This window comes from Parachlamydia acanthamoebae (assembly GCF_000875975.1).
Lineage (GTDB): Bacteria > Chlamydiota > Chlamydiia > Chlamydiales > Parachlamydiaceae > Parachlamydia > Parachlamydia acanthamoebae.
Window position 1 is genome coordinate 397,324 of the sequence record NZ_BAWW01000066.1, and the last position, 24,850, is coordinate 422,173.

Here is a 24,850-nt window from a genome sequence, read left to right on the forward strand (position 1 = left end):
TTATTTTAATCATCTCTTTATCATACAATCTTTCACAACTGATCAGACAATTATTTCTTTTTTTTGGTTGATTTAAATTTTTGATTTTGGTTTTCTTTTCCGCATGAAATGTTTGCTTTCTTGAAACCTTATTTGATGTAAGAAAGTTTTGATGAATAAAGTTGGAAGTGAAAAACTTTCTTTCCACCTTCATCAAAAAGTTTGAGCTATAAACCAAGAAGACAGAAGAATTAATAAAATTTATCGTCTTTAAATACATTTACTTATAGTCGATTTTAATTTCACAAGTCAAATAAATTAAAATAAAAACATACATTTCATTTTTGATATTTCTTTTATAAAATTTGATGATTATTTATTAAGTTTAAATTGGAGAAATTTTTTATTGATTGAATTTGAAAACCTTGGTAATTTTGATCTCGCGTCATTTGCTTTTTATGAATTTGGCTTGAGATGAATATAACCAAAAGGTTTTTGTGAAAAATACAATCAAATGTATTCGAAAGTTGCATTTTTGTGCTGGGCATCGAGTCATGGATCATGAAGGTAAATGTGCAACAGTGCACGGACATAATTACTATATCCACCTTACTGCCGAAGCACCTTGCTTAGATTCTTTAGGAAGAATTATTGATTTCTCCGTCTTAAAAGATCGCATTGGATCTTGGATTGAAGAGTATTGGGATCATAACTTCTTAGTCTATGAGCGAGACGAAAAAGTCGTGGAAATGCTTCGTAGTATCCCAAGAAAAAAGGAACCATTTATCTGCAAATTTAACCCAACCGCCGAGAATATGGCAGAATATATACTCCGAGAAATCGGCCCCCTTATGCTTGAAGGGACTGGGGTGACAATTACAAAAGTCACATTGTATGAGACAGATAATTGCTATGTAGAAGCCTATTTATAAGAAGGTATAAAATGCTAGAGTTAGAAGAAAAAGTACTCTCAAATCCATTTGCTACTTCCCATATTAACGATTCAGGGGATGAAATTCCTTATCCATGGAATGATAACCATTTAACGGACGATGAGAAAATAAAAAACATCGAATATTATTTTGAAAAAATCCTCCTAACTCTTGGAATGGATGTCGAGGATGATTCCATTCGAAAAACACCTTATCGTTATGCTAAGATGTTGGTTAAGGAACTCTTTCCTGGCTTGAATCGTAATAACTTTCCCAAGATTACCACACAGGAAAATAAGTTCAATTATCGGAATATGCTACTTGAATCTCACATTAGCATACACAGCATGTGTGAACACCATTTTGTGCCTATTTTAGGTTACTGTCACATTGCTTACATTCCAAATGATCGCGTTATCGGCCTCTCTAAACTTAATCGAGTGGCTCATTATTTCGCGCGAAGACCTCAAGTTCAAGAAAGATTAACTCGGCAAATCAAAGAATGCCTGTCTTCTCTCTTGAATACCCCTGATGTTGCAGTTGTGATCGATGCTTCTCATTTGTGTGTAAAAATGCGAGGAGTCCAAGATGCTGATTGCTTTACTCGCACATATGACATGGGCGGCCTCTTCGAAGAAGACACCTATCGCAATGAGTTTTTTGGCGCAATCCCTAAACATAGCGAAATTAAGCTCTAACGAGAATGTCTTGCGCACTGTTTGTGTATAATGCACAAATGTGCGCGCCCTTTTAAAAAGGTCTTTCGGTGTTAAGAAAGTAAAAATTGAAAATCTTCTTCTGATAGCTGAGTTTGCCCATACGTTTCATCAAACAAACTTTCGATAAGTTGCCGCTTGTTCTCTTTTAATTTTTGGATTTTTTCTTCAATACTTTCAATAGCAATTAAACGCTTTGCAATGACCGTATCTTGACGTCCAATTCGGTGAGCACGGTCTATCGCTTGATTTTCAATTGCCTCATTCCACCAAGGATCAAATAAATAAACGTAATCAGCAGAAGTTAAATTTAATCCAACTCCACCTGCTTTTAAACTGATGAGAAAAAATGGAATCGAAGCATCCTCTTGGAATTGGGTCACAACCTTTTCTCGATTATGTGTACTTCCATCTAAGTAAACAAAATTCCATCCGCGTTTCTGAAATTCTTTAGCAATCAAGCCAAGCATGCTCGTAAATTGACTATAAACGAGCGCCTTCTTTCCTTCTTCAGCTAATGTCTCTAAATCTTGCATCAACACGTCCAATTTTGCACTTGCGACAAATGAACCTTCTTGAGCTGTCACCAGTAAAGGGTGACAGCAGATTTGGCGTAAACGTAAAATGGCTTCTAAAACTTCCATCCGGTGCTTAGAGATGCCATCAAGCTCCACCTTTTTAAACAAATTGCCGCGCACACCACTCAAATAGTCCTCGTATACTTGACGTTGCTCAGGATTCATTTCTACCCAGACAACTTGTTCAATTTTTTCTGGCAAATCTTTTGCTACTTCTTCCTTTTTTCTTCGTAGCATGAACGGACGAATTTTCTTCTTGATCCTTTGTAGATAGCGTAAATCCCCTTCTGAGACTTGTAGATCATTTTGAAAATCTTTTTCACTTCCCAAAAGTTCCGGCATCAAAAATCGGAATTGGGACCATAGTTCACCCAGGTGATTTTCAATGGGAGTGCCTGTCAGAGATAATCGGAATTGGCCGTTTAGCTGTGTGAGCGCTTGAGCCGTCAAAGTATGTGCATTTTTTATCGCTTGCGCCTCATCTAAAATAATCGCTTGAAAATCTATGACTTTGAACATAGGTAAATCGATTCTTAACGTCGCATAAGACGTAAGAATAATCCCTTTTTTATCCCATGCTTCCCATTGCTGCAGACGATTGGGCCCATGATGGATGTGCAGACTTCGTCCCTCTAAGAATCGTTCAATTTCGTTTTTCCAATTGAAAATCAACGAAGTCGGCAAAACAATCAACGTAGGGAGCTCAGAATCCAAAAGCGATAAAAAAGCTAAAACCTGAATGGTTTTTCCTAACCCCATATCATCTGCTAAAATACCGTGAAATTTTTGATCGAACAGAAATTTTAACCATTTCACACCATGTTGTTGATAGGGGCGTAACGTTCCTTTAAAATGATTTAAAACCACAACCTCGGTCTCATTCCAATCCAGGAGTCCTTGCCTCAATTGCTCAAAAGAACGATCCGCCGAGATTTGGTAAGGGGTATCAAATAATTCCAGAAGAGAGCCAAAATGACTTTTTTTTGTTTTAATTCCACCAGAGACAATTTCGCCATCTTCAGCTAGATCAGGCAGCCCACTCTTATTGAAATTCTGTGGAAGTAAACCTACCACACCGGAACCGATTGTCACAAAATTTTCACGCCGATTGAAAGCTCCCACCACATCCCCTAAACTAGCCTCATAATCGTCAAAACGAAGCTTTCCGCGAATAAGGATTTCTTTTTGCCCTGTCTGAACATCTAAAGAGGCATTGGAATAATTGACCACCCGATTTCCCTGAAAATCAAGAAGGGTCCAACCTAATTCTAAAAGAAAACTTAGACTTTTGGGAACTTCATCTAGAGGACAGTAATATTGAGATGTCCCTACTTGCTTTCTTTGAAAGCCGGTTTCAAGCAAATCCTGTGCCCACAATTCTTCTGTTTTCAAATCGCGCTTAACGGGAGACCGCACAATCTCTCCATATTGAACCTTCTGCTCTCCATAGAGCATCCACAAATCTGCAAAAGCACCAAAGCGATCTTTTAAAATTAAGCAAGGCAATGGTGCCACATCTTGCGTTAAACTAGCCGATTCATTTTGAAAAACAATGCGAGGTCCACCAAGAGCAACGTCTTCTTGACATTCCTTTAAAAAAATTTTCACCCAGTCTTGCGATGGATTATTTAGCAATTTATGCAGATTTCTCCAGGAGATTTCCGTCGAGATAAGACGTAAAAAATGGCCTTTTATAAACCAGTGAGGAGGTCCTCCTGTCATAAAGTCACAGTCGCGAATATCAAACTCATCTTTAGATGCCTTCAGTTTGCCAGAGATAGACAATTCGGTAGAACCTTCTACAAAGTAATAAAATTCAACGGGTGTAAAAAAATCAGAAATCAGTAAGCGACCTTCAAAAAATAGGTGCCCAGTGGCAGCCAAAAGCTTTAAGGCTTTTAGAGAGGAAAGGCCGGGCACTTTGATAATCCAAGGATTGTCTTCAGAAGGAACCCCTTCTTTGGCGAGGAAATGAAGGACCTCTTGTTCAACCTTTTCTTTATCCTTAGCCAATGCGAGCAAAGAAGAGAACTTCGAAAGGGGCAATCCATCCGCATTTTCAATCTTAACTGAAAAACCGGTTTCACTGATTAGGGATTTTTTTTGAATAGAAAACTTAAGTGACATTTAACATTCTTTTAAAAGGAAGTTGCAGAGCAAATAGAATTTTACGGAAATTTCTATTTGTTGGAAACACAGAATCTTTTAGAATAAGCCATTTAAACCGTTTTTCAAACTCAAGGACTTAACTATGGTCGCTAATCTCACCCAACAAGAATACCTGACTTATTTCGATGCCGTCCAAGAAGTTGCAAAAATTTCAAACCACGGGATTTCAAATGTTTATATTGACGAAGGAAAAGTCTTTACGCCTATTCTGACATATTCATGGGCACATGCACGCCTCGTCGACATCAGCCGTTTGGTTAAGAGTGTGTTTTCTAAGAAAAAACGGCAAAAACGACAACAAGATACAGATCAAAAAATCGAGCGATTAGCTCAGCACATTCAAACAATCAATAAGACCACTAAACGTATTCTCCAAACTGTGAAGAAATCGGATGATGTGAGCTCCGTGGTCTCCCCCAACTACTACTCAGTACGTGCTGCAACACTTTTTAATGACCATTTAGGCATGTTTCAAAAATGGAATAAAAGCTCTGAAGAACCTAAAAAATGGTCTTGGAATTATCTAAAATCTTCTCTACGAAAATTTAATGGCTTTCGCATTCATTCAAATGAAAATTTAAAAATTAGCAATCAAACTGATCCTCAATTGATTAAAATAGCGTGCCCGAAGCTTTACGGTAATACTTCCATCCATTTTGTTCATGTATGCTTAAACATTCTGCGACGCGAAAAAACCATTGATTCCTATCGTCTGCAAAAAATGGGTGGATTCACCGAAAACGCAGCGAGTCAGGTTGCCGAAATCCTTAAAAAAGAAAAATCTAACCTAAATGGCTCTGAAAAAAAAGCTTTTGAGCACGTCAATATGACAGCGTCCGATCCTGCGGTTTTAGAAACCTATTGGGAAACCATGCGTGCAATGACACGACCTGGAGCCCATCAACAGCTCGAGCTGGGTGATGAAGGAAAAATTCTCCATTTCAAAACCCTTGTGGGGGAATCTTTAGAGGTCTTTTTTAAACAAACAAAAAGCACAGAGCTTTTATTTCAATTGTTCGCTGTTGCGAAACATCATTTTTGCCACAACGAAACATCTAAGATGCAAGCGATCGACAGCTTAATCGCTAAATGTTTGAAGCCTTATTGTGTGAAACAAAATCTAGAGATAGAAGAAGAGCACCTTTATGAATGGCTAAAAAAAACCATTGCATTTTTCCCGGAAAAAGAGAACTGGATAAAAGCCCTCTTTTTTAATGAAGTCATCTATGCAATGTGCCAGGATGATCACACCAAAAAAGAGTCTTTAACACAGTTTTCTATCAATTATTTAATCAACGATCTCTTGCCAGAATCACGCATTCATGAAAAGCTCGCTCATGAAAAACTCACTAAAAGGCCAAAAGCATCTTAGGATGCGTTTGGCTTCTCTAGACAAATTTCTTTCTTGCGCGTTTTTCTTGCTGTGGGGGACCGCTTATGTTGTTGCTGGGGTCTTAATTTAGTGAGATGATCGAGGTTGCTTTTCGAACTGCCAAGCCCACCTAAAATACTCCCCTCAGAATCTAATTTTAATGGGGAATTCGGATTCGCGGCTGAAGTTAAAAGTGCATCATCTGCCCTTGGCGGACTCATTAGGCCTGCAATTTGATGAGAAATAAACTTTGCTTGCTCTTGCTCTGGACCCGAATCGGTATCCGGGATTCCCTCATTTAAACTTCTTCTTGGCTGCCTAGGAAGAGGCCGTCTTTTTTCAGGCGTCGCTAAAATGCTAGGATCTGAACCGGTAGGTGCGGAAGAATCCTGCCGTGAGTTGACATTTGAAGGCGTAGGGGTCCCAACTTGCACCGAACCAGTCACAGGTTCTTGCGAAAGAGCTGGAGCTGGATTTTTTTTAGGGGGGGTAGAACCGGGTAACGGAAGTCTAACATTCAAGCCTTCCATAAAACCTCCCATTTTATCTATTAACCTACCTGGATTAGGGTTCTGAGTTGATCTTTCAATAAGCTTTGGAGCAATCCTTGAAACTCTTTGTGCTTGCTCTTCAGTAACTACCTTTTGTGGAGATTCATGCTTTTTAGGCTGGCTAGATACTTCGGTTTCCACTGTTTGATTCGCAAGCTCAGCCATTCTTCTGTCTTCTTCTTGCGGATCACCCTTTTCCACATCTTCCTCAGCAGTGTCCACTAAACTAGTAGTGCCCCCTAAAAAAGGCGTTTCAAGAGGCTCCACTTTTCCTTCTGAATTGAAAAGGTCTAATCTTTTAGGAAGTTGCCCCGCCTCTGGGTCTTGAGAAGATTCCACTTTGATAAATTCTTCACCAAAATAAAACGAAGAATTGATGGGTTTTGATTCCGTTTTATCATTTTCTTTTTCATTTGTCTGAGAAACCTCAATAACCACAAAACCCTCCCCCGAAGATGAAAGATCTCTTGGGGAGCTTTCACCAGACGACAAAGCATCTTGAATTTTCTGCCTTGAAATTTCGTTCGGAACTGCAGACGATTCTAAAACTGGCTTTGGTTGCAAAGCATCGTCTGGAGCAATATATGCTGATGCTTCTTGTGTAAGAATAGATTCAACAGATAAAACTTCAGATTTTACGGGTGTTTCATCTTTTTTAACTGTTTTTTTCTCAAAAGTTCCTGCTTCCTTAGGCTTTGCACTGAATCTTTTGATTTGATCTTGAACAGATCCTGAGCCATTTGACTCTTCTGAATGATCAGACGCTTCTTTTTTTGCTTTATTTCTTTGAATTTGTTCTTCTATCGAAATGTTACTGCTATTTTTCCCTTTGTTTAACACAGCCTTGTTAAGCTCATTCATCATAGGAGATGAAGTGCTCACTGGTCTTTTCGCAGCACTCGCCCCTTCGGACTTCTCTTCTTTCGGAGCGGAAGGCATTGGAGACACTCTAGGATTTTTTTTTTGTTGAGAACTTACAGGAGATGCCTTTGATGGTGGTGGTGGTGGCGCAGCTGGAATCACATATGCTGAAGGTTTCTTAGAAGGTTTTTTTAGTTTTTGAGATAATTTAGATTTAATCCCTTTAAAGAATTGGACAATTTTTCGAACAACATACGTGAAAAAGTGTTTTATTTTATTCACTTTTCTAGGCTTATTTGTTGCTTGAAGTGCCGTCGGAGATACAAAGAGAAATTTCTTTGATAGAGTCGGTAAAGAGTTCTTTCTTTCAGTTCCGGAAAGCCCATAAGCAGGATACACACGTGAAAACTCGTTATTGACAGTCATTGCCAAATTCCTTCGATTATAAGTCGTGTTCAAATTAGTTAAAGAAATGACCAGCGCGGTTAGTTGGATATGGGTCACATTAATAAAATCCAAAAAACAATGCAAGTACGAAAAAAACATCGACTTATTTATTTATTCGCTATTCTTTTTAGATGTTTGATGTTTCAAAATAGGGTTTCTAGCAGCTAAAGTTTCATCAAGACGAGAAACCGACAGAGTATGGGGTGCGGTTTTTACAAGTTGAGGATCTGACTCTATTTCTTGAACGATCTTTTGAATACAGGCTATAAAATTGTCTAAGGTTAATTTCGATTCTGTTTCAGTTGGTTCAATCAGCATACACTCTTTAATAATAAGAGGAAAATAAATCGTAGGGGCATGCACACCATAATCTAACAATCTTTTTGCAATATCAAGAGCTCTGATCTCTTTTGAGAGATATCGGTCAGCCTGCATAACAAACTCATGCATGCAAGGTTGCGAAAAGGGAATGGTAAAAAACGGCTCCATTTTTGCCTTGAGATAATTCGCATTTAATACCGATTGTTCAGCAATTTTTCTCAATCCAAAATGCCCATGCAGTTTGGCATATAGGTAAGCTCTGACATTGATAGCAAAATTTCCCTGAAAAGAAGCCATGTGCCCAATAGAGTTCTCAGCTTGCCATTTCAAACGATATTCAATGCCCTCTTTAATGATGCGAGGAACCGGCAGAAATTCCTCAAGTCGTTTAACGCAAAGAACGGGACCAGATCCTGGTCCACCACCTCCATGGGGAGTAGAAAAAGTCTTATGCAAATTCAAATGCATCACATCAAAACCCATATCTCCTGGACGAGCCACATTCAAAATCGGATTTAAATTGGCTCCATCATAGTATAGCAATCCTCCACTGCGATGAATGATCTTGGAAATTTCCAAAATTGAGGGACTAAATAATCCCAACGTATTAGGATTTGTTAGCATGAGTCCCGCTGTCGAATGATTGACAGACTGCTTGAGTTGTTCAAGATCCATATCTCCTTTCTCATTCGTTCGAATAGAAATGATCTTGTATTGATTCATGGCAGCTGTAGCCGGATTTGTTCCATGAGCACTATCTGGAATCAGTAGCTCTCGCTTCCGGTCATCCCCTTGCTTTTCATGGTAGGCGGAAATCATCCGTATCCCCGTAAATTCCCCTTGAGCTCCTGCATTTGAAACAAGCGTTCCAGCAGCCATTCCACACATTTCACAAAGCAGATCAATCAATTCAGCCATTAACTGCAAATTTCCCTGTACAGTCTCGTCAGGGGCAAAAGGATGGCAACGGGTAAAACCAGGCAATGCGGCTGCCCATTCGTTAATTCTAGGATTTAGCTTCATTGTACAGCTGCCTAGAGGGTAGAAATTTGTATCAATGCTCATATTTCGATGTGCAAGTTGCGAGAAATGGCGCGTGAGATCGAGTTCTGAAATTTCTGGCAATAACAAAGGTGTTTGCCTGAGCAAATGTTGAGGCGGATGAAAAGCGTTAAAAGCCGAATCGCTAGCGGGAAGACTATAGGCATGCTGTCGGGATTGGGATTTTTCAAAGATGGTTTGCATTATACGCTCCGCCCTGCAATTGTGAGATAGTGATCAAGTTGCGCCTTGCTTTTTGTTTCAGTCACGGCGACTAACATCCAACCTTGCATCTCAAGATAAAATTTTCCCATGTCGAGACCGGGTTCTATTTTTGCATTTCGAAATAGGGTTTGGGTGCGCTGCATATTTCCTGGAAATCGGACAAGGAATTCATTAAAAAAAGGCGTATTAAACGTTTCCACACCTTCAATATTTTCTAAATGCTTTTTTAAATAGGAAGTGCGTTGAAAATTTGTCAGTGCGAGCTGAGGAATGCCTTCTTTTCCATACCATAACATGGCAATTAAACTTCCAAGTGCTGCCAGAGCTTGGTTTGTACAAATATTTGATGTGGCTTTTTCACGTCGAATATGCTGTTCTCGTGCTTGGAGAGTAAGGACAAATCCCCTCTTCCCTCCTGTATCCACAGTTTCTCCCACGATTCTTCCAGGTAATTGTCGCACCAAAGATTGATGACAAGCCATATAACCCGCGTAAGGCCCGCCGAAATTCAATGACAAGCCAAAAGGCTGACTATCCCCAACAGCAATATCCACCCCATTTTCACCAGCCGATGCAAAGAGACCATAAGCCAGTGGATTGGCACACTGGATCACTAAAGCCCCTACTTTTTTAGCTTGAGGAACAATCTTCTGCATGTTTTCCACAACGCCAAAAAAATTGGGTGATTGGATTAAAACAGCTGCGACTTGTTCATCCAGCATTTCATGTAATTTGTCTGGGTCTATTTCCCCCGAGGGAAGAAAAGGGATCTCTAGGATCTGAACGTCATGCCCATGCACATACTGCTTAATGACCGCTCGGTAATGAGGATGCAAAGAAAATCCTAATAGAATTTTGGAACGTTCTTTTTGACAGCGCATAGCCATTAAAACCGCTTCCGCACATGCAGACGCTCCATCATAAACCGAGGCATTCGAAACATCCATACCTGTTAGAGCACAAATGACCGATTGAAACTCAAAAATGGCTTGAAGCATTCCTTGCGAAGCTTCGGCTTGATAGGGAGTATAGGAAGTTAAAAATTCGGATTTGCCACATATAGCAGAAACAATTGCTGGCACATAGTGTTCATAGGCGCCTGCACCTAAATAATTTTCAAAGGAAGGATAGGTGTTTTGAGAAGCAAGGGACTCCACCCATTTAGCGCCTTCATATTCAGACATTCCATCATCGATGGTTGGACGCGCAAGCCTAAGCTCTTCTGGAATATCCTGAAATAAATTTTCCACATTCCGTATGCCTAAATCCTTAAGCATTTCCTGAATTTGAGGCTCTTGATTGGAAATGAAGTCCACTTGCAGCTCCTATTAACCAAATGATTTCTGATAATCTTCCCAAGTCATGAGTGTCGAAATTTCTTCTGGGCTATCCAATTGCACTTTAAAAAGCCATCCCCCTTTTTCTGGGGACTCATTCACTTTCTGGGCTTCTGTGGAAAGTTCATCATTCACCTCTAAAATAGTTCCTGAAACAGGTGAATAGACATCTGCCGCTGCTTTTGTCGATTCAAGCACAGCTGCTTCGCCACCCTTAGAGACTTTTTTACCCACCTGTGGGAGCTCGACATACACAATGTCTCCTAACTCTTTTTGCGCGTAATCAGTCACACCAACCGTTCCTATGGGTCCTTCGATTTCAATCCATTCATGCGATTCTGTATATCTTTTCATGACTTTTCCTTTCATTTTTCGATCTTGACAAAAGGTAGTTTTACGACCTGAGCAGGGCATGCTTGAGAGCGTATTTGAACTTCCACCAAACTGCCTGCGGTCAATTTTTTATTTACTAAGATTAGTGCTATAGCTTTTTGTAAACTGGGAGAGTATGTTCCCGAAGTCACATATCCAATCTCTTCGCCCGCGGATAAAACCTCGTTGCCTTCACGTGCGATCCCTTTTTCCAACAAGACCACTCCATAGGCATAACGCTTAGTCGCTCGCTTTTCTAATACAGGCAAAGCCTTTTTTACTGTCCATGCAGACACACTTTCTGGGGGGGAAATGGTGTCACTGAGTTCATGTCCATATAATGCATACCCCATTTCTAATCTCAACGTATCGCGCGCTCCGAGACCAATGGGAGGGATTTTTTCTTGATCGACAAAGTAATGCCAGAGCTGCTTGATGATTTTTTCAGAAGCTAAAATTTCAAATCCCCCTGAACCTGTGTAACCAGTCGCCGACAAAATCAGCTGCTCCCCATCATAAATAAGTTCTTCAAAATGCATGGGTTTAATGACAGAAGCGGAAGGAAAGAGATGGCTCACCATGCTAGGTGCTTGAGGACCTTGAATGGCTAAAATTCCGTCATTGTAACGAGGGGTAATCTCAACTCGTAATTTTTGGGCATGATCTTCGAGAAATTTTAAATCTTTATCCCGATTAGACGCATTTACGATCACGAAAAATTGGGTAGGGCTTTGGCGATAAACAATCAAATCATCCACACTACCACCCTCCGCGTTTATCCAGACAGTGTAGGTAGCTGATCCATTCATTTTTCCACTAATGATATTAGTAGAAAGACTTTCTAATAATTGCTCGGCATCCGCTCCTTCCACATCGATTCTTCCCATGTGTGAAAGATCAAAAATACCCACAGTGTTTCTAACGGCTAGATGTTCTGCCAAGATTCCTTGGTAGGATACAGGCATCTCCCACCCACTAAATTCCACCATTTTTGCACCTAAAGCATGGTGCTGACTATTTAGAGCTGTTTTTTGCATTGATCAACCTTAAGCTACCCCATAAAGCGGGCTGTTGATCGATTTGATATTCATCTGAAAGCACGGAAAAATGCTGAGATGGCCTTTTAGGGCGGTTAATCCGATAAGTGAAACCAAGCCGATCAAACTGTTCTGGATCATACCCATATAAACATTGTCGGGGAATAAAAATATAGATGGTGTAGTCTTTAGATGTAAAATCAGCCTTCATTTTCAATTCATTAGAGTCACATAATTCATGTGCATCTTCTGTTCGAAAACGGGTGATTTCTCCACAAGAGACTTCGTCGACACTTTTGGGCAAAAAGAAAAAATGATGGCAGAAACGGGTGTTAAAACCCGCATTTTTCATATCGCGTGTATCTAAGAAAAGCTCGATACTATCGCCATGTTGAATATTGGGATAATCAGCCTCGGTAAAAGGCTCTTGTACAACAACCGTACAAGCCATTCCATCCGGATGCCAACCTAAAGCAACTTTGGCAAAGGTATCTTCCGTGGATAAGCTTGATGTATCAGGCAGAAAAAACTTCTCTGGAATAGGCTTGGAGAGAAAGGGGTGCTTTCTCTCCATTTCACATCGGTAGCAGTCTACCTGGATCTGAAAAAAATTAAGGGGGCTTACAGGAATAAAGTCATCCATTTTCCCTCCTTATTTTGTTTCCTCAGGCGCAACTTCTTCATAAGAACGTGTCAGATAATCTAACGAAATCGCTTGTTTATCTGAAATTTCTTTTAACACACGCTCCATTAATTTTTGTTGTGCATCATCTGATAGTAACCGATGCGCCATACTCATTTGCTCTTCAAGCTGAAGGTTTTCTTCTCGTACTCCTTTTTTCAGCACCGTGAAGAAATGCACATCTCCATTCGGAAGCGGAAGGATCGGAGACCACTCCCCTTCATTCATTTTGTGCGCTTTTTCTTTCGCAACAAGAGTAGAATCCTGATTATGACCGATTGAGTAAGGTTCTTTTACAAGTTTCCATTGGTCTTTCAGATCTCCGTTCTGAGAGGATGCCTCGGCAATCAATTCAACACTCTTTTCAGGAGATTTTTGAAGCGCCTGTCTAGCTTCTCGGCTATAGGCATAAAAACGTAAAGGAGCACTCAATTCAGGTGTTAAGGTTTGAATCAACTGGCTGCTGTCCTGGGGCTTATTCTTTTGGTAATCCGCATTAATGGCTGTTAACAAAGGTGTAAAATAGGACTCTGCAACTTTTCCTTGAACCACTTGGAAGTCTTTCCAGGTTTTATCTTCATTCTGAAATTCTTCCTCTCTGTCAGTGCGAATTTTGGTGTAATAATTTTCCAAAGTCTTGTTAAGCAGATCATCTAAAACCCCCTGTTGATTCGCCTCCTGGAAAGTCATGACAGTTTCAGTCGGCGCTTTTTGCAACACTTCGATTCTGTAATAATTGTTTCCATTCACTGTAAAGTGTTTTAACGTTTCCACAGCTTCGATTTCTTGAGAAGCACTCGCACTCTGCCCTTTTAGAGGAGCTTTGTCTAATAAGCTCATCAATTCTTGAGAATCTTTAAGGCCTTTAATCAGGCTTGATCCCCCTTTTTTGCGTAAACCTAAGACAATTTCTTTCGATTTTGCTTCATCTAAAGCTTTTGACAACTTAGCTGGATTTTCTTCAAGCATCTGACCACGTGCATAAGCATCAACTTTTGTACGCATTTTTTGATCGAGCCCATCCAATACAGCAAAACGGGAGTCTTGAGTCTCAGCCTTATGAGAGGCTAGCTCAGGAAATTGTTTTGCAAGCTTTGCCCAATTTGCATCTTGCACTTCCCAATGCCATGTTTCTTTAATGCTAAACAGCGATTGTAAGGCTTTTTTGTCTACTTCAGCTACCTCAAGCGTATACTTTTTCTCTACGAGCTCTGGTGTAAGTTTCGCCACCTGATCGACAGAACGCAGTTGTGTAGGCAAGTTTAGCAGATCTTTTGCTGATACACCTCTTTTTGCAATCGCATCGAGGTAAATCTCAAATTTTTGCAAAGAACGCCAATCAGAGAAACGCAAAGCAGATGGCAAACGGTACACATCCCCTGCAATTGTTTCGTTTCCAAATTGTTGGATTTGACCAATTGTTAAAGGATCAATGAAAACCGAATTGCCCATATCATGGAAAAGACGTCTAAAAAGCAACACCTGTCTCCAGATTTGGACAGCTTTTGTTTGATCCATTCCCATACGACGCAATTGCTCATTAAAATACTCGCGACTACTTGCTAAGCCGAGATAAGGACTAGCCTGGTTTTCTTGGAAACTTTTTTCGCTGTGACGAATTAGATCCGCCAATGCTTCCCCTTTTGTGACCACATAACCTTTTTGCTCAGCAATTTTGGCTGAATTGGCAATAAATTGGGCTACTAAATGGACAAAGCGAGAACCAAACCAATCTTCAATTGTGTGATAACCAAACAAAGAAAGATCCATCCGTTCTAAATTAGGGTCAGGTGATATCCAGTCATACTGTCTTTCTTGATAGCGTAAAACATTGCTTATCAATGCAGGAGGTAGCTGACGCTCACCCAAGAAAAGTTGAACTCTTGACGCAAGGGTTTGAGGATCAACAGCTTTGTCAGAAAAGCGTAGGGTATCAAAATTGGTTTTCATCCCTGGAGCCAAATAGTTCCAAACAGATTCAACACCGACAAACTTCGCTTGCGGATGCGTGTAGAGAGAAAAACGTTTTTCTTTTTCGAGCTTTTTTTGAAGCTCCTCTTTCAAGTCATTCTGATAATGCAGAATTAAAATTTCTGCTAATCCTGTTTGAAGAAAATCTTTTTTTATGACCCCATCATTCAAAAAATTAGGACCCCACATACCCCCAAATGAAAGCTTGTCTTCAGAATCTGTCGAAATAAAATGGACAATATTTTGAACATCAGTTCGACTTACTTTTGAACCATCTACCGTATAAAATGCTGTTTCATCTGTTCCACCGGAAGAAAGGATCTCGTTGTAAGTACCAAAAAAAGAGAATGTTATAACAATAACAAACGTGATTACGATATAAAGATATCGTTCATAAGTACGAAAAAAATGGAGCATAAGGTTCAAGTCCTCGCTTACAAATTGGCTCACTCTTAATAAAGAGGAAATCGTAGCAAAATCGGAGGATAACCACAAACTTTTTTCTAGGGGAGCTTACTGTTAAGATTAAAAAAACATAAAATATTAGCATCTACCCACATTAAATTATCTATTTGGTATAATAATAGTATTAATAGAAACTATTAATAGAGAGTTTATTATATGGTCTCTCCTATTCATAGATTATCCCAAATTGCTTCTTCTCTCGGAAGTATTTCTATTTCAAAAAAGCTTAAATTAGGTAGCCACTCTGTTTCACTCGGTTTTTTAGGTAAAGACAAAAAAACTGACGTTAAAGTCCCTAGTGAAACAGTAGAAAAAACATACAAAAAACATGTTGCTTCAAATGCCACTTCCAAAGAAGAGGTGAACAAAACAAAGACAAGAGCCTTTGTTTTTTTCAAAAATCTCATCGGAAAATCTTCCGAAACAAAGCAGTCTGCTTCAACTATTCAAAAGAAAACTCCCCTCTCCTCTGAAACGGAAAAAAATATCTTAGATATTTCTTTCTCTGAAGATCCCCAAAACCCCGAGAAATTAGTCAAAACATTACTTCCTTTGATGGGGAAAAATAGCCCTTTACCTCTCACTTTTCTCCAATCACTTCCTATCGATCGACGGGATACCTTAATCGACACCTTTTTTAAATCAAAATCCTCTGAAAAAAAATTAAACGCTTATCTTCTGGAATTTGTAAAAACCAATCCCAAAGAAGTCTTGCTTTTGCTTAATGCTTCTCACTCCCCTGAATTGCAAAAATTGATGGGACCTTTAATAGACGAACCCAATAAAACGGTTAGCCAAGAACTCATCAAAATCTGTCAAAACGAGAAAAGCATCCCCGAACATACCAACCTTCTATTCAATATCCCCAAGGAAAAGCTAGACGCTTTTTTTACCTCTCTTTGGGTTGAGGATAATACCAAAGCCTTTAAAGCATTGAGCAAACTGAATACGCATCCTCAAATTCCTGCAGAGGCCGAAAATGAAATACACGCTTTCTTAGAAAGTATCGCCCATGATCTGCTAGTCCAAGTTGTCATTGAGGACGCAATCTTAGAATCTTATGAGAAAAAAGACTCTGCTACAGCCAGTGCACTCCTGGCTATTGCACCTCCCTCGGTGCATGAAAATTTAAAAGGTCAAATACCCAAGCGTTTTCTTCAAGAAGTAAAAGCACATCAAGAAGCTGTTGAAGCAAGTAAACAAGAATATAGAAAGTGAGGAATTTGATATGCCAGATCCAATCAAAGGTTTCGCGCAAGTTGCCTATGCTTTAAACAAAGCTGCTGATTACGTTAAACAATCAACGACTGCTTTAGGGCATCAAATTTCAAATGTCCTCGGACAAAAAACAGTGCCAGTAGAAAAGAAAATTCAAGATCAAACACCCAAGATGGAAACCCAAGCCCCTACAAGGAAAGTTCGTTTTGCGGTTTCAGAACCAACGAAAGAGACTTTAGAAAATCAAACAGTCAAAAAAACCATGACGGCTTTTCAATCATTTTTTTCCCAAATCAAACAACATTTTGAATCGTCATATGAACTCATCAAAACAAAAGATGAACTTAAGCAAGAGGTCACACAGATTTTAAATGAGAACCAGTCGAAACCGTTCAATGAACTCACCGCTCATGAACAGGGTATCATCAAACTATATATCTCCTCTGCCGATAAGAGCATTCTTGACACCCTGCGTACATTAGCGGATGAAAAAAATCCCAAAACACTTGATTTGCTTCTCTCCCTTCCTCCTGAATATCAATCGAAGTTTTTTGCAAAATTATCTCCAGATACGGGCGTTAAAATGCGCGATTTTTTAATCCAACAAACGAAATCCTCTCGTCAAGATGACGTATTTCAACTGCTTAATAGTACTCCACTACCTTTTTATAAAAGTGTTTTAAATAGCTTGCTAACGCCTAATTATACCGAAAAAATGACCAATCCAACGACAAGTCAAAGAGACCTTGTTAGTCACACAATTCGAGATTCCATTATTAATCTCTGTCATGCGGATACCGAGAGCTTAGTGAAAAATCAAAATTTGTTATTAAACGTTCCTGCCAATCACTTGACCTCGATGTTAAAAGAAGTATGGGAAGAAAATCCAGAAGCAGCTTTACATACAGTCCAAGTGTTAAGCTCTAGAATCGATGAGTCTCCTGAAACTGCCAAAGGGATTTCTCAGTTTGTTCAAAATCTAAATGAAAAACAACAAAATACACTTTTTGAAATGACTTTAGAGCATCCTCCAAGAGGGATTAGCCAAATTCTTTTAGCCCTTCCATCCTCTGTTAGTGTTTCCATGGCTGAAATGATGATTAACAGTGGAGCCCTCTCAGATAACGATTTAGCTGACATCGCCAGTCACCTGATAACAAATGAAGTTAAAACGCTAGATTCTCTTCAAACATTTCTCGTTAAAGATAATGTTGCAATGAAATTTGTCAGCATGCTCCAGCGCAAAGAAAACGAAAAATCTTTAAACTACATTTGGGGACATATTCCTAATAATTTTGAACTCACTCATTCTAATCTAGAAACCAAAGAAATTATAGTCCCCAACCCTGAAAACTTTTTAAATATCCATCAAACAATTTTAAAGGATATCACCCATCATCTAGAAACTAACCCTCCAACACCTGCGATGAAAAAGGTCTACCAACACTTACAGAATGAAATAGATAGAAGATTTCCTTCTGCAAACCATGAAAATGGAAAAATAGCTGTCCTGGGCCTATATTTAATTAAAATGCAAAATGCGATGCTCGTCAATCCTCAGCAATTTGACGACAGTTTTGTATTAATTGATAAGCAAGCCCCCAACGCCATTGAAATCGCTAAAATTTTAACCAAATTTGCTCTCGGAGAAAAATTTGAAGCTTCTTCCAATTATGCCTTCATGAACCCTTTCTTTGAAGACACCACACAGCTAAGAAATCAGATGTTTCAAGGACTTACACAGTAAATGTCTTGATTTGCGACAAAGTTCGGAGAATGCTATAGTGCGTAGCTTATTCTTCTTTCGAACGGAAAATGATGCAAAAGTTACTCGTCATCCTACTTTTTTTATTACACTCATCTGCCCAGGCGAATCCGTATACGCTTTTGGGTGCATGCGAATTTGTTCTAGATTCTCAAAGAATTCAAGAAGAAGGAAAGTTTGCCATTGAAGAGCTTCAGGGCCACTATTATGCAGAGCTTCCTGAAGATGCCTTTACGCCTTATTATCCCGTCATTTGTGAAGATGATGTATTAAATATCACACTTTACCATCCCTCTCGCCGCGATCTCATGGCGGCTGTGCAACTGATTAACGCTCGTACAGGTGGATTTCGAGTTGTAAATGGCAAAATTACTTTACCGGAATTAAATGCTGTGGATGTGCGAGGTTTGACGCTTCCACAAGCTCGTCAGGAAATTAAAGCCCGCTTTAATGAACAAATCAAAGACATTGAGATTTACCTTTCGTTCAAGGCAAAGGAATCCAATAAGATCATCATCACCGGATTAGTATCCCCCCCTCCGATTGCAGCTGATGGCCAGCTGAGATTATATGAAGTTCTAACAAAAGCCTTTATTCTTCCCACGGCAAATTTATTTGCAAGCTACGTTTTAAGAGATAATCTCCCTCTTAAGTTAGATTTATCCCGCCTTCTAAAAATGGGAGACATGAACCAAAATATTGTCATGAAAGGCGGCGATAAAATTTTTATTGCGAGTCCGACAGATCATGTTGCTATGGTACTTGGAGATGTCCATGCACCTAAACGTATTCCTTTGCTCTCGGGATCCATTTCATTAAAAGAAGCCCTTGCGCTTGCACGCGGCATTCGATTCACGGGGAATAAGAATCACATCCAGGTGATTAGAGGAAATATTTCTTGCCCTAGAATTTACACGTTTACCTGGGATTTTGTGGTCCACGAACCTAATAAAAACTTACTGCTCATCCCCGGAGATGTAGTTTTTGTTTCTCGCAAAGCCATTACTGAATGGGCGTTATTTATGCGTGAATTGGAAGGGACCATCCGCCTAATTCCAGCCGTTGAACTGATTAACCAAATATCGAAATAAGGCCTTTGGGCGAGTTGAGTTTTAAGCAAAAACGTGAAATGATGTGAGAAAGTAACGGAGAGTACAGTCATGAAAATAGCATTGGTTGGCTATGGGAAAATGGGAAAAATGCTTGAGAAGCTTGCGATACAGAAGGAACATCAAATCGTTTCTCGCGTTTCTTCTGAAAACTGCGAAGGCTGGAAAAGTATTCACAAAGCAGATGTGTGCATTGAATTTTCAAAACCCGATGCTGTCCTCGAAAACCTTGAAAAAATTTGCAATCATGGAATTCCTACTGTGATTGGGACAACGGGGTGGTATGATCAATTTGATCAATTGAAAAGCTTGGTTGATAAGTATCAAGTGGGGGTTCTTTATAGTCCCAACTTTTCCTTAGGTATTCAACTTTTTTTAAAAATGATGCGCTATGCAGCCCAACTAATGGCCCCTTTTCCTGAATATTCGGCCGCAGGCATTGAATACCATCATAGCCAAAAATTAGATAGCCCTTCTGGGACTGCTCAAAAGCTTGCTCAAGTACTAAATGAGGAACTGAAATCTACCCCTCCTCTCACCTTTTCTAGTGTGCGATGTGGGACATTTCCAGGAACACATACCATCCTTTTTGACACATTTGCGGACACCATCTCCTTCACGCATGAAGCCCGAAATCGAGAAGGATTTGCAGCAGGAGCTATTCGAGCGGCAGAATGGGTCGTGGATAAAAAAGGAATTTTCACTTTCGAACAATGCCTCAATCTAGAGAGATTTTCATGACTTTAAAAGGAACGATCACAGCGCTTATCACCCCTTTTACTGCGCAATACGATTTGGATGAGCAAGGATTATCCAAAAATATCCAATTTCAAATCGCATCTGGCGTCAATGGGATTCTTGTTTTAGGAACAACAGGAGAATCTCCCACGTTATCTCCTGAAGAACAAACACAAATTATCAAAATTGCCGTACGGGAAACGCAAAACAAAATTCCTGTTATGGTAGGAGTGGGTTGTAATAGCACCCATCAAACAATCGAAAAAGCCAAAAAAGCACAGGATTTGGGCGCGGATTCTCTTTTAGTTGTCACTCCCTACTACAATAAACCATCGCAAGAAGGCATTTTTAAGCACTTTGAAGCTTTGTCACAGCAAGTTTCATTACCCATTTATGTTTATAATATTCCTGGCCGAGCAGGCGTTAATATTGAAATCGCAACCCTACAAAGAATTGCAACTCTACCTCATGTTGCCGGGATTAAAGATGCAACTGGAAATTTGCTGCAAACCAGCGATACCATGCATCAGATCAGTCGTATCAATCCCAATTTCACCGTTTTTTGCGGAGATGATGCCTTAACTCTCCCCATGATTTCTTTAGGTGCGCAGGGAATCATTTCGGTGGTTAGCAATCTAGTTCCCACACAAGTGAGCCACCTCGTTAACTACGCTTTGGAAGGACAATTTGATTTAGCACAAAAAAGTCATTATGAACTTCTCTCCCTATTTAAAATGGCTTTTGTTGAAGTCAATCCCGCTCCAATTAAAACGGCCATGCAAATGTGTGGAAAACCCGCCGGGAGCTGTCGACTTCCTCTTTGCGATCTTTTACCTGAAAATAAAGCCAAGCTCCTTCAATTGTTACAAGAAATGCGCTTAATCAAACATTAGGACCACTATGGAAAAAATCCCTGTTGGAATTTTAGGTGCTACTGGCATGGTAGGACAAAATTATTTGCGCTTATTGGAGAATCATCCCTGGTTTGAAGTTACATTTCTGTGTGCATCCCCACACTCCGCGGGGAAAACCTATGAAGCTGCTGTTGAACGCAGATGGCACATGCCCACACCTATTCCTAAAAGAGAAAGTCAGCTATATGTGTATTCTATTGATCAAATTTCTAAAGCTTTAGAGAAATGTCAGTTTGTTTTTTCGGCTATCGATACCGATGTAGCCAAAGAATATGAAGAGCAATATGCCGCTGCAGGTCTCCCTGTTGTATCCAATGCAGGCTACCATCGACAAACTCCCGACGTGCCGGTATTGATTCCTGAGATTAATGCCTCTCACCTCTCGATTCTCCCTTCCCAACAACAAAAACGGGGATGGGAAAAAGGGTTTATTGTCACCAAACCCAATTGCTCAATTCAAAGCTACATGATCCCCTTGGCAGCTTTACACGAAAAATTTCAGCTAAAAAAAATCTTAGTGACCACCATGCAAGCAGTGAGTGGGGCTGGCTATCCAGGGGTTCCTTCGTGGGATATTTATGAAAATGTTGTCCCCTACATTGCTAAAGAAGAGGAAAAAACAGAAAATGAACCTCTTAAAATATTTGGAAGCATTGTGGATAATGAAATTATTCCCACGCCTGATGTCCGCATTTCAGCCCATTGCAATCGTGTTCCTGTCTTGGATGGGCATCTCGCTTGCGTCTCGGTGGAATTTGCCACCCCTCCATCGCGAGAAGAAATCCTCTCCATTTGGAATGCCTATACACCCATAACACAAACACTAGAACTTCCTTCAGCCCCAGAAAAAACAATCCTCTACCGAGAGGAGTTAAACCGCCCGCAACCCCGCCTAGACCGAGATGCCGGGAAAGGAATGGCCATCACAGTCGGACGCCTACGCCCATGCAATCTATTAGACTTCCGTTTTGTCGCGCTTTCTCACAATACCTTAAGAGGAGCTGCTGGAGGAGGAATTCTGAATGCTGAACTACTTTTTACCCAAAGATATCTCACATGACAAAACGTAACCCCCATTTCAGCGCGCTAAAACCTACCTACCTTTTTCCAGAAATCAACCAACGGAAGTTGCAGTACCTGGCACAACATCCAACTGCCAAATTAATCAGTCTTGGCATTGGAGATACAACCGAGCCCATTCCCTCTACCATTACACATGGCTTAGTGGATGGAGCGGCTCGTCTAGGGACCAAGGAAGGATATACAGGCTATGGGCAAGAACAAGGGCAAAGTTTATTAAGAGAAAAAATCGCAGAGAACATCTACCACAATCGAGTCTCTCCGCAGGAAGTTTTTATTTCAGATGGAGCCAAATGTGATATTGGACGTTTGCAAGCTCTTTTTGGAGGAGATGTTTCCATTGCGGTTCAAGACCCCGCCTACCCAGTCTATGTAGATGGAAGCCTTATGCATGGTGTAAAACAGATTCACTATATGCCATGTACACCAGAGAATCATTTTTTTCCCACATTGAAAACCACGCCACCCGTCAACTTGATTTATTTTTGCTCACCCAATAATCCAACGGGTGCCGTTGCAACGCACGATCAGCTAAAAAAACTCGTGCAATTTGCAAAAATCCATCAATCGATCATTATCTTTGATTCTGCCTATGCACATTACATTCAAGATCCGACTCTTCCCCGCTCAATTTACGAAATTGAAGGCGCTCACGAAGTCGCGATTGAAATGGGATCTTTCTCCAAAATTGCAGGATTTACAGGAGTTCGATTAGGCTGGACGGTTGTTCCAGAAAAACTGTTATTTGAGGATGGCACACCTGTAATTAGGGACTGGACGCGTCTCTTCACGACCATTTTTAATGGTGCTTCCAATATTGCCCAACAGGGAGGAATCGCGGCATTATCCACGCAAGGTTTTGATGAAATGCAACAATTAACCCAATTCTACCTTGAAAATGCCCGTCTAATTGTAGAAGGCCTCAAACATTTTCCCCTTGAAATTTATGGGGGAACAAATGCTCCTTATGTGTGGATTCGCTTTCCAGGTCAAAAGTCATGGGATGTTTTTCAAATGTTGCTTGAGAATGTCCAAATTGTGACAACTCCAGGATCTGGTTTTGGACCAGCCGGAGAAGGGTTTGTACGTCTGAGCGCTTTTGGTCATCGCGAAAATGTGTTAGAAGCTATTCAACGTTTACAAAAACTCTTTTGAATGAACATATATGTATTCAATCCTTCATTCACTCATTGCAAATAACAATTTTGGATTTAAATGAATCATCGTTGTAATAGCGAGGATTGTTATAAATCGTTTTGCATCCGGGACATGTCGTCAAGGCATCGACAAGAGAGGAAGACTCCCATGCATCAATGCATGCAGGACAAATCAACCAGTTTTCATCTCCAATATCAGCGACAGGCTCTATGGAAGGATGTGGAAACTCTTTGTCCATTAACATTCTGTATCTGGCAAAATTTTCGACATATGGAACATCCCCCTCAACAAGCTGTCCATAATAATAAGGATCATTTATCCATTCTGGAAATGCCCATAAGGTAAAATAATCTTTTCGAAGATATGTCTCTAAACAAGCATACATCCAATATTTTGACATTCTTCCATCGATCACCTCAAATAGCGGGGAAGGGTACCAAAAAGGATAATCGCGACCATGATATTCACAAATAAAATACCAAATGTAACCTTGTTCGATGACCATGGCGTAAACAACATATATTTTACCGATGGTTAAATGAAATTCGGCCTCTTTGGAAAATCCTGTCAACTTTCCGATCAAGTTTTCGGGAAGATTTAGTCCTTTATTCGTCAAACATCTTATAAGCATTATATCCCTTTCATTTAAAGATCATACAAGCAACTCTTTCTCCTGATTCGCAAGAGCCTCTCCAGAAGAGGAACTCTTAGACATTCATAGATTTGAGAATGGTGGTTGTTGAGAATAAGAAACGATGCTTTACATTCGTAAATGAGGGATTACAAAAGTGTTGTTTTTTTTACCTTTATTTTCCCTCATCTTGCAGATTTAGACGATTGTCTTTTTTTCAGCAATAAATTGAATGCATGTTGATTCCGAAGTGGGGTCATCAATTCGGTATATACATTTTTTTATCTCGTACCCAGCTTGAGTTAAAAGAGGCCTTACCATACGTCTATCGTGAAGAAACCAAGCTCCCATTTCTTTCAACATGTTCATTACTGGAACTTCTTCAGATTTTGTAGTATCACGGAAAAGGCTTCCAACAAAAAAACCATTATCTTTGATAAAGGTATCATGAATTTTTGTCCAGGTTGCGTGGAATTTGGAGGGATTGATGTAAGGAAGAACATCTGCTGCAATAACAAGATCTGCGGGCTCGGAAGGAACGAAGGCTGCCACTTCTGCTTCAATGATGCGCAATTGACCCGATTTAACTTCCTTGCTATTTTGCAATTCAAGAGCCTTTAATGCAGATCTCGAATAGTCAACCGCAATAACTCTCCATCCTTTCTGTAACAAATAATTGGTTGCACCCCCTTTACCACACCCAAGATCAATCGCTAACTTACCTTGACCAGATGTGCTATCGATAAATTCTTGTGCAACAGGTAAAATTTGTGGCTCGTGACCCTGTGCAAAAGCACCCCAGAATTCCTTTCGATTGCTTGGCATCCCAGGAACACGAGAATCTTTTTCCCCTCGCCATCGAACTGCTAAAGCATCTATAGAAGCCCATATGATATTCATATCCCGGGCAGTTTCGTCGTTCATCTCAACGATTGGTTTTTCATCATTTGGCTCTAGAACTATTTGACGAAATAGACTTATAGCTTCTGGATTATTTGGAACAAAATGGATATTCATGATATTTCCTTTAAATCTAATTATGTATCTATGTTGTATTTTGCAATACAATTTAAGATGATTATTTAAAATTTACTAATTGATGCTGAACCGATGATACAAGGATAATGACTGTCATAATTGTTGCAAGTCGTTTTTTTGTGGCGACATCGAAGATGAGTAAA

20 protein-coding genes are annotated in these 24,850 nt (G+C 39.9%); 10 read left to right on the forward strand and 10 right to left on the reverse strand.

Annotated elements, in window-relative coordinates; translation table 11 throughout:
• Positions 1-476: 476 nt before the first annotated feature.
• Positions 477-911 carry a 6-pyruvoyl trahydropterin synthase family protein gene (locus AOM43_RS11315; RefSeq protein WP_226987514.1) on the forward strand — a complete coding sequence of 145 codons (435 nt, stop codon included), beginning with the start codon at positions 477-479 and terminating at the stop codon, positions 909-911.
• A gap of 11 nt (positions 912-922) precedes the next feature.
• A complete protein-coding gene (gene folE / locus AOM43_RS11320; protein ID WP_006340563.1) occupies positions 923-1,609 on the forward strand; it encodes a GTP cyclohydrolase I FolE in 687 nt (228 codons plus the stop codon).
• A 71-nt stretch (positions 1,610-1,680) separates the two neighbouring features.
• Here folE and AOM43_RS11325 read toward each other — a convergent pair whose 3' ends face one another.
• Positions 1,681-4,332, reverse strand: a complete 2,652-nt coding sequence (locus tag AOM43_RS11325; RefSeq protein ID WP_059360347.1) for a DEAD/DEAH box helicase — start codon at positions 4,330-4,332, stop codon at positions 1,681-1,683.
• Positions 4,333-4,456: 124 nt separating this feature from the next.
• Between AOM43_RS11325 and AOM43_RS11330 the strand changes: the two genes are divergently transcribed.
• A complete protein-coding gene (locus AOM43_RS11330) occupies positions 4,457-5,746 on the forward strand; it encodes a hypothetical protein (RefSeq protein WP_006340565.1) in 1,290 nt (429 codons plus the stop codon).
• On the opposite strand, the gene AOM43_RS11335 is transcribed toward AOM43_RS11330, so the two are convergent.
• The 7 genes from AOM43_RS11335 to AOM43_RS11365 form a co-directional block, all read right to left on the reverse strand.
• Entirely contained in the window at positions 5,743-7,584 is a 1,842-nt protein-coding gene (locus AOM43_RS11335; protein WP_059360349.1) for a hypothetical protein, read from the reverse strand. The two genes, AOM43_RS11330 and AOM43_RS11335, sit on opposite strands and share 4 nt — an antisense overlap.
• Positions 7,585-7,716: 132 nt before the next feature.
• A complete protein-coding gene (gene gcvPB / locus AOM43_RS11340) occupies positions 7,717-9,171 on the reverse strand; it encodes an aminomethyl-transferring glycine dehydrogenase subunit GcvPB (protein ID WP_059360350.1) in 1,455 nt (484 codons plus the stop codon).
• Positions 9,171-10,508: an aminomethyl-transferring glycine dehydrogenase subunit GcvPA gene (gene gcvPA / locus AOM43_RS11345; protein ID WP_059360352.1), complete on the reverse strand. Its 1,338-nt coding sequence runs from the start codon at positions 10,506-10,508 to the stop codon at positions 9,171-9,173. The genes gcvPB and gcvPA overlap by 1 nt, the downstream gene beginning before the upstream one ends.
• A gap of 12 nt (positions 10,509-10,520) precedes the next feature.
• Complete coding sequence (gene gcvH, locus AOM43_RS11350; RefSeq protein ID WP_226987515.1) at positions 10,521-10,883, reverse strand: glycine cleavage system protein GcvH; 363 nt, start codon at positions 10,881-10,883, stop codon at positions 10,521-10,523.
• Positions 10,884-10,894: 11 nt separating this feature from the next.
• The gene (gene gcvT / locus AOM43_RS11355; RefSeq protein WP_059360354.1) at positions 10,895-11,938 is read right to left on the reverse strand and encodes a glycine cleavage system aminomethyltransferase GcvT; all 1,044 of its coding nucleotides are present in this window, start codon (positions 11,936-11,938) and stop codon (positions 10,895-10,897) included.
• Complete coding sequence (locus AOM43_RS11360) at positions 11,916-12,581, reverse strand: DOMON domain-containing protein (RefSeq protein ID WP_006340572.1); 666 nt, start codon at positions 12,579-12,581, stop codon at positions 11,916-11,918. Before AOM43_RS11360 ends, gcvT begins: the two co-directional genes overlap by 23 nt.
• A 9-nt stretch (positions 12,582-12,590) precedes the next feature.
• The gene (locus AOM43_RS11365) at positions 12,591-15,008 is read right to left on the reverse strand and encodes a SurA N-terminal domain-containing protein (protein WP_006340573.1); all 2,418 of its coding nucleotides are present in this window, start codon (positions 15,006-15,008) and stop codon (positions 12,591-12,593) included.
• Positions 15,009-15,212: 204 nt separating this feature from the next.
• Between AOM43_RS11365 and AOM43_RS11370 the strand changes: the two genes are divergently transcribed.
• The 7 genes from AOM43_RS11370 (at position 15,213) to AOM43_RS11400 (ending at position 23,035) form a co-directional block, all read left to right on the forward strand.
• Complete coding sequence (locus tag AOM43_RS11370) at positions 15,213-16,274, forward strand: hypothetical protein (RefSeq protein ID WP_059360356.1); 1,062 nt, start codon at positions 15,213-15,215, stop codon at positions 16,272-16,274.
• Positions 16,275-16,284: 10 nt separating this feature from the next.
• Positions 16,285-18,021: a RasGAP domain-containing protein gene (locus AOM43_RS11375; RefSeq protein ID WP_059360358.1), complete on the forward strand. Its 1,737-nt coding sequence runs from the start codon at positions 16,285-16,287 to the stop codon at positions 18,019-18,021.
• Positions 18,022-18,092: 71 nt separating this feature from the next.
• Positions 18,093-19,130, forward strand: coding sequence for a polysaccharide biosynthesis/export family protein (locus AOM43_RS11380; protein ID WP_226987516.1), 1,038 nt, complete (start codon positions 18,093-18,095; stop codon positions 19,128-19,130).
• Positions 19,131-19,199: 69 nt separating this feature from the next.
• Positions 19,200-19,889: a 4-hydroxy-tetrahydrodipicolinate reductase gene (locus AOM43_RS11385; RefSeq protein ID WP_059360601.1), complete on the forward strand. Its 690-nt coding sequence runs from the start codon at positions 19,200-19,202 to the stop codon at positions 19,887-19,889.
• Positions 19,886-20,779, forward strand: coding sequence for a 4-hydroxy-tetrahydrodipicolinate synthase (gene dapA / locus AOM43_RS11390; RefSeq protein WP_226987517.1), 894 nt, complete (start codon positions 19,886-19,888; stop codon positions 20,777-20,779). The genes AOM43_RS11385 and dapA overlap by 4 nt, the downstream gene beginning before the upstream one ends.
• Before the next feature lie 7 nt (positions 20,780-20,786).
• Positions 20,787-21,860, forward strand: coding sequence for an aspartate-semialdehyde dehydrogenase (gene asd, locus AOM43_RS11395; protein ID WP_006340579.1), 1,074 nt, complete (start codon positions 20,787-20,789; stop codon positions 21,858-21,860).
• Positions 21,857-23,035: an LL-diaminopimelate aminotransferase gene (locus AOM43_RS11400; RefSeq protein ID WP_059360364.1), complete on the forward strand. Its 1,179-nt coding sequence runs from the start codon at positions 21,857-21,859 to the stop codon at positions 23,033-23,035. Before asd ends, AOM43_RS11400 begins: the two co-directional genes overlap by 4 nt.
• A gap of 28 nt (positions 23,036-23,063) precedes the next feature.
• Here the strand turns inward: AOM43_RS11400 and AOM43_RS11405 are convergent, their stop codons facing one another.
• Positions 23,064-23,669, reverse strand: a complete 606-nt coding sequence (locus AOM43_RS11405; protein WP_013924216.1) for a hypothetical protein — start codon at positions 23,667-23,669, stop codon at positions 23,064-23,066.
• A 198-nt stretch (positions 23,670-23,867) separates the two neighbouring features.
• Positions 23,868-24,686, reverse strand: a complete 819-nt coding sequence (locus AOM43_RS11410; RefSeq protein ID WP_013924215.1) for a class I SAM-dependent methyltransferase — start codon at positions 24,684-24,686, stop codon at positions 23,868-23,870.
• Between the last annotated feature and the right edge of the window lie 164 nt (positions 24,687-24,850).

Excerpts from the sequence above, each read along its gene's own strand:
- folE (WP_006340563.1), top strand. The coding sequence starts at position 923 with ATGCTAGAGTTAGAAGAAAAAGTACTCTCAAATCCATTTGCTACTTCC.
- AOM43_RS11325 (WP_059360347.1), bottom strand. The coding sequence starts at position 4,332 with ATGTCACTTAAGTTTTCTATTCAAAAAAAATCCCTAATCAGTGAAACC.
- AOM43_RS11330 (WP_006340565.1), top strand. The coding sequence starts at position 4,457 with ATGGTCGCTAATCTCACCCAACAAGAATACCTGACTTATTTCGATGCC.
- AOM43_RS11335 (WP_059360349.1), bottom strand. The coding sequence starts at position 7,584 with ATGACTGTCAATAACGAGTTTTCACGTGTGTATCCTGCTTATGGGCTT.
- gcvPB (WP_059360350.1), bottom strand. The coding sequence starts at position 9,171 with ATGCAAACCATCTTTGAAAAATCCCAATCCCGACAGCATGCCTATAGT.
- gcvH (WP_226987515.1), bottom strand. The coding sequence starts at position 10,883 with ATGAAAAGATATACAGAATCGCATGAATGGATTGAAATCGAAGGACCC.
- gcvT (WP_059360354.1), bottom strand. The coding sequence starts at position 11,938 with ATGCAAAAAACAGCTCTAAATAGTCAGCACCATGCTTTAGGTGCAAAA.
- AOM43_RS11360 (WP_006340572.1), bottom strand. The coding sequence starts at position 12,581 with ATGGATGACTTTATTCCTGTAAGCCCCCTTAATTTTTTTCAGATCCAG.
- AOM43_RS11365 (WP_006340573.1), bottom strand. The coding sequence starts at position 15,008 with ATGCTCCATTTTTTTCGTACTTATGAACGATATCTTTATATCGTAATC.
- AOM43_RS11370 (WP_059360356.1), top strand. The coding sequence starts at position 15,213 with ATGGTCTCTCCTATTCATAGATTATCCCAAATTGCTTCTTCTCTCGGA.
- AOM43_RS11375 (WP_059360358.1), top strand. The coding sequence starts at position 16,285 with ATGCCAGATCCAATCAAAGGTTTCGCGCAAGTTGCCTATGCTTTAAAC.
- AOM43_RS11380 (WP_226987516.1), top strand. The coding sequence starts at position 18,093 with ATGCAAAAGTTACTCGTCATCCTACTTTTTTTATTACACTCATCTGCC.
- AOM43_RS11385 (WP_059360601.1), top strand. The coding sequence starts at position 19,200 with ATGAAAATAGCATTGGTTGGCTATGGGAAAATGGGAAAAATGCTTGAG.
- dapA (WP_226987517.1), top strand. The coding sequence starts at position 19,886 with ATGACTTTAAAAGGAACGATCACAGCGCTTATCACCCCTTTTACTGCG.
- asd (WP_006340579.1), top strand. The coding sequence starts at position 20,787 with ATGGAAAAAATCCCTGTTGGAATTTTAGGTGCTACTGGCATGGTAGGA.
- AOM43_RS11400 (WP_059360364.1), top strand. The coding sequence starts at position 21,857 with ATGACAAAACGTAACCCCCATTTCAGCGCGCTAAAACCTACCTACCTT.
- AOM43_RS11405 (WP_013924216.1), bottom strand. The coding sequence starts at position 23,669 with ATGCTTATAAGATGTTTGACGAATAAAGGACTAAATCTTCCCGAAAAC.
- AOM43_RS11410 (WP_013924215.1), bottom strand. The coding sequence starts at position 24,686 with ATGAATATCCATTTTGTTCCAAATAATCCAGAAGCTATAAGTCTATTT.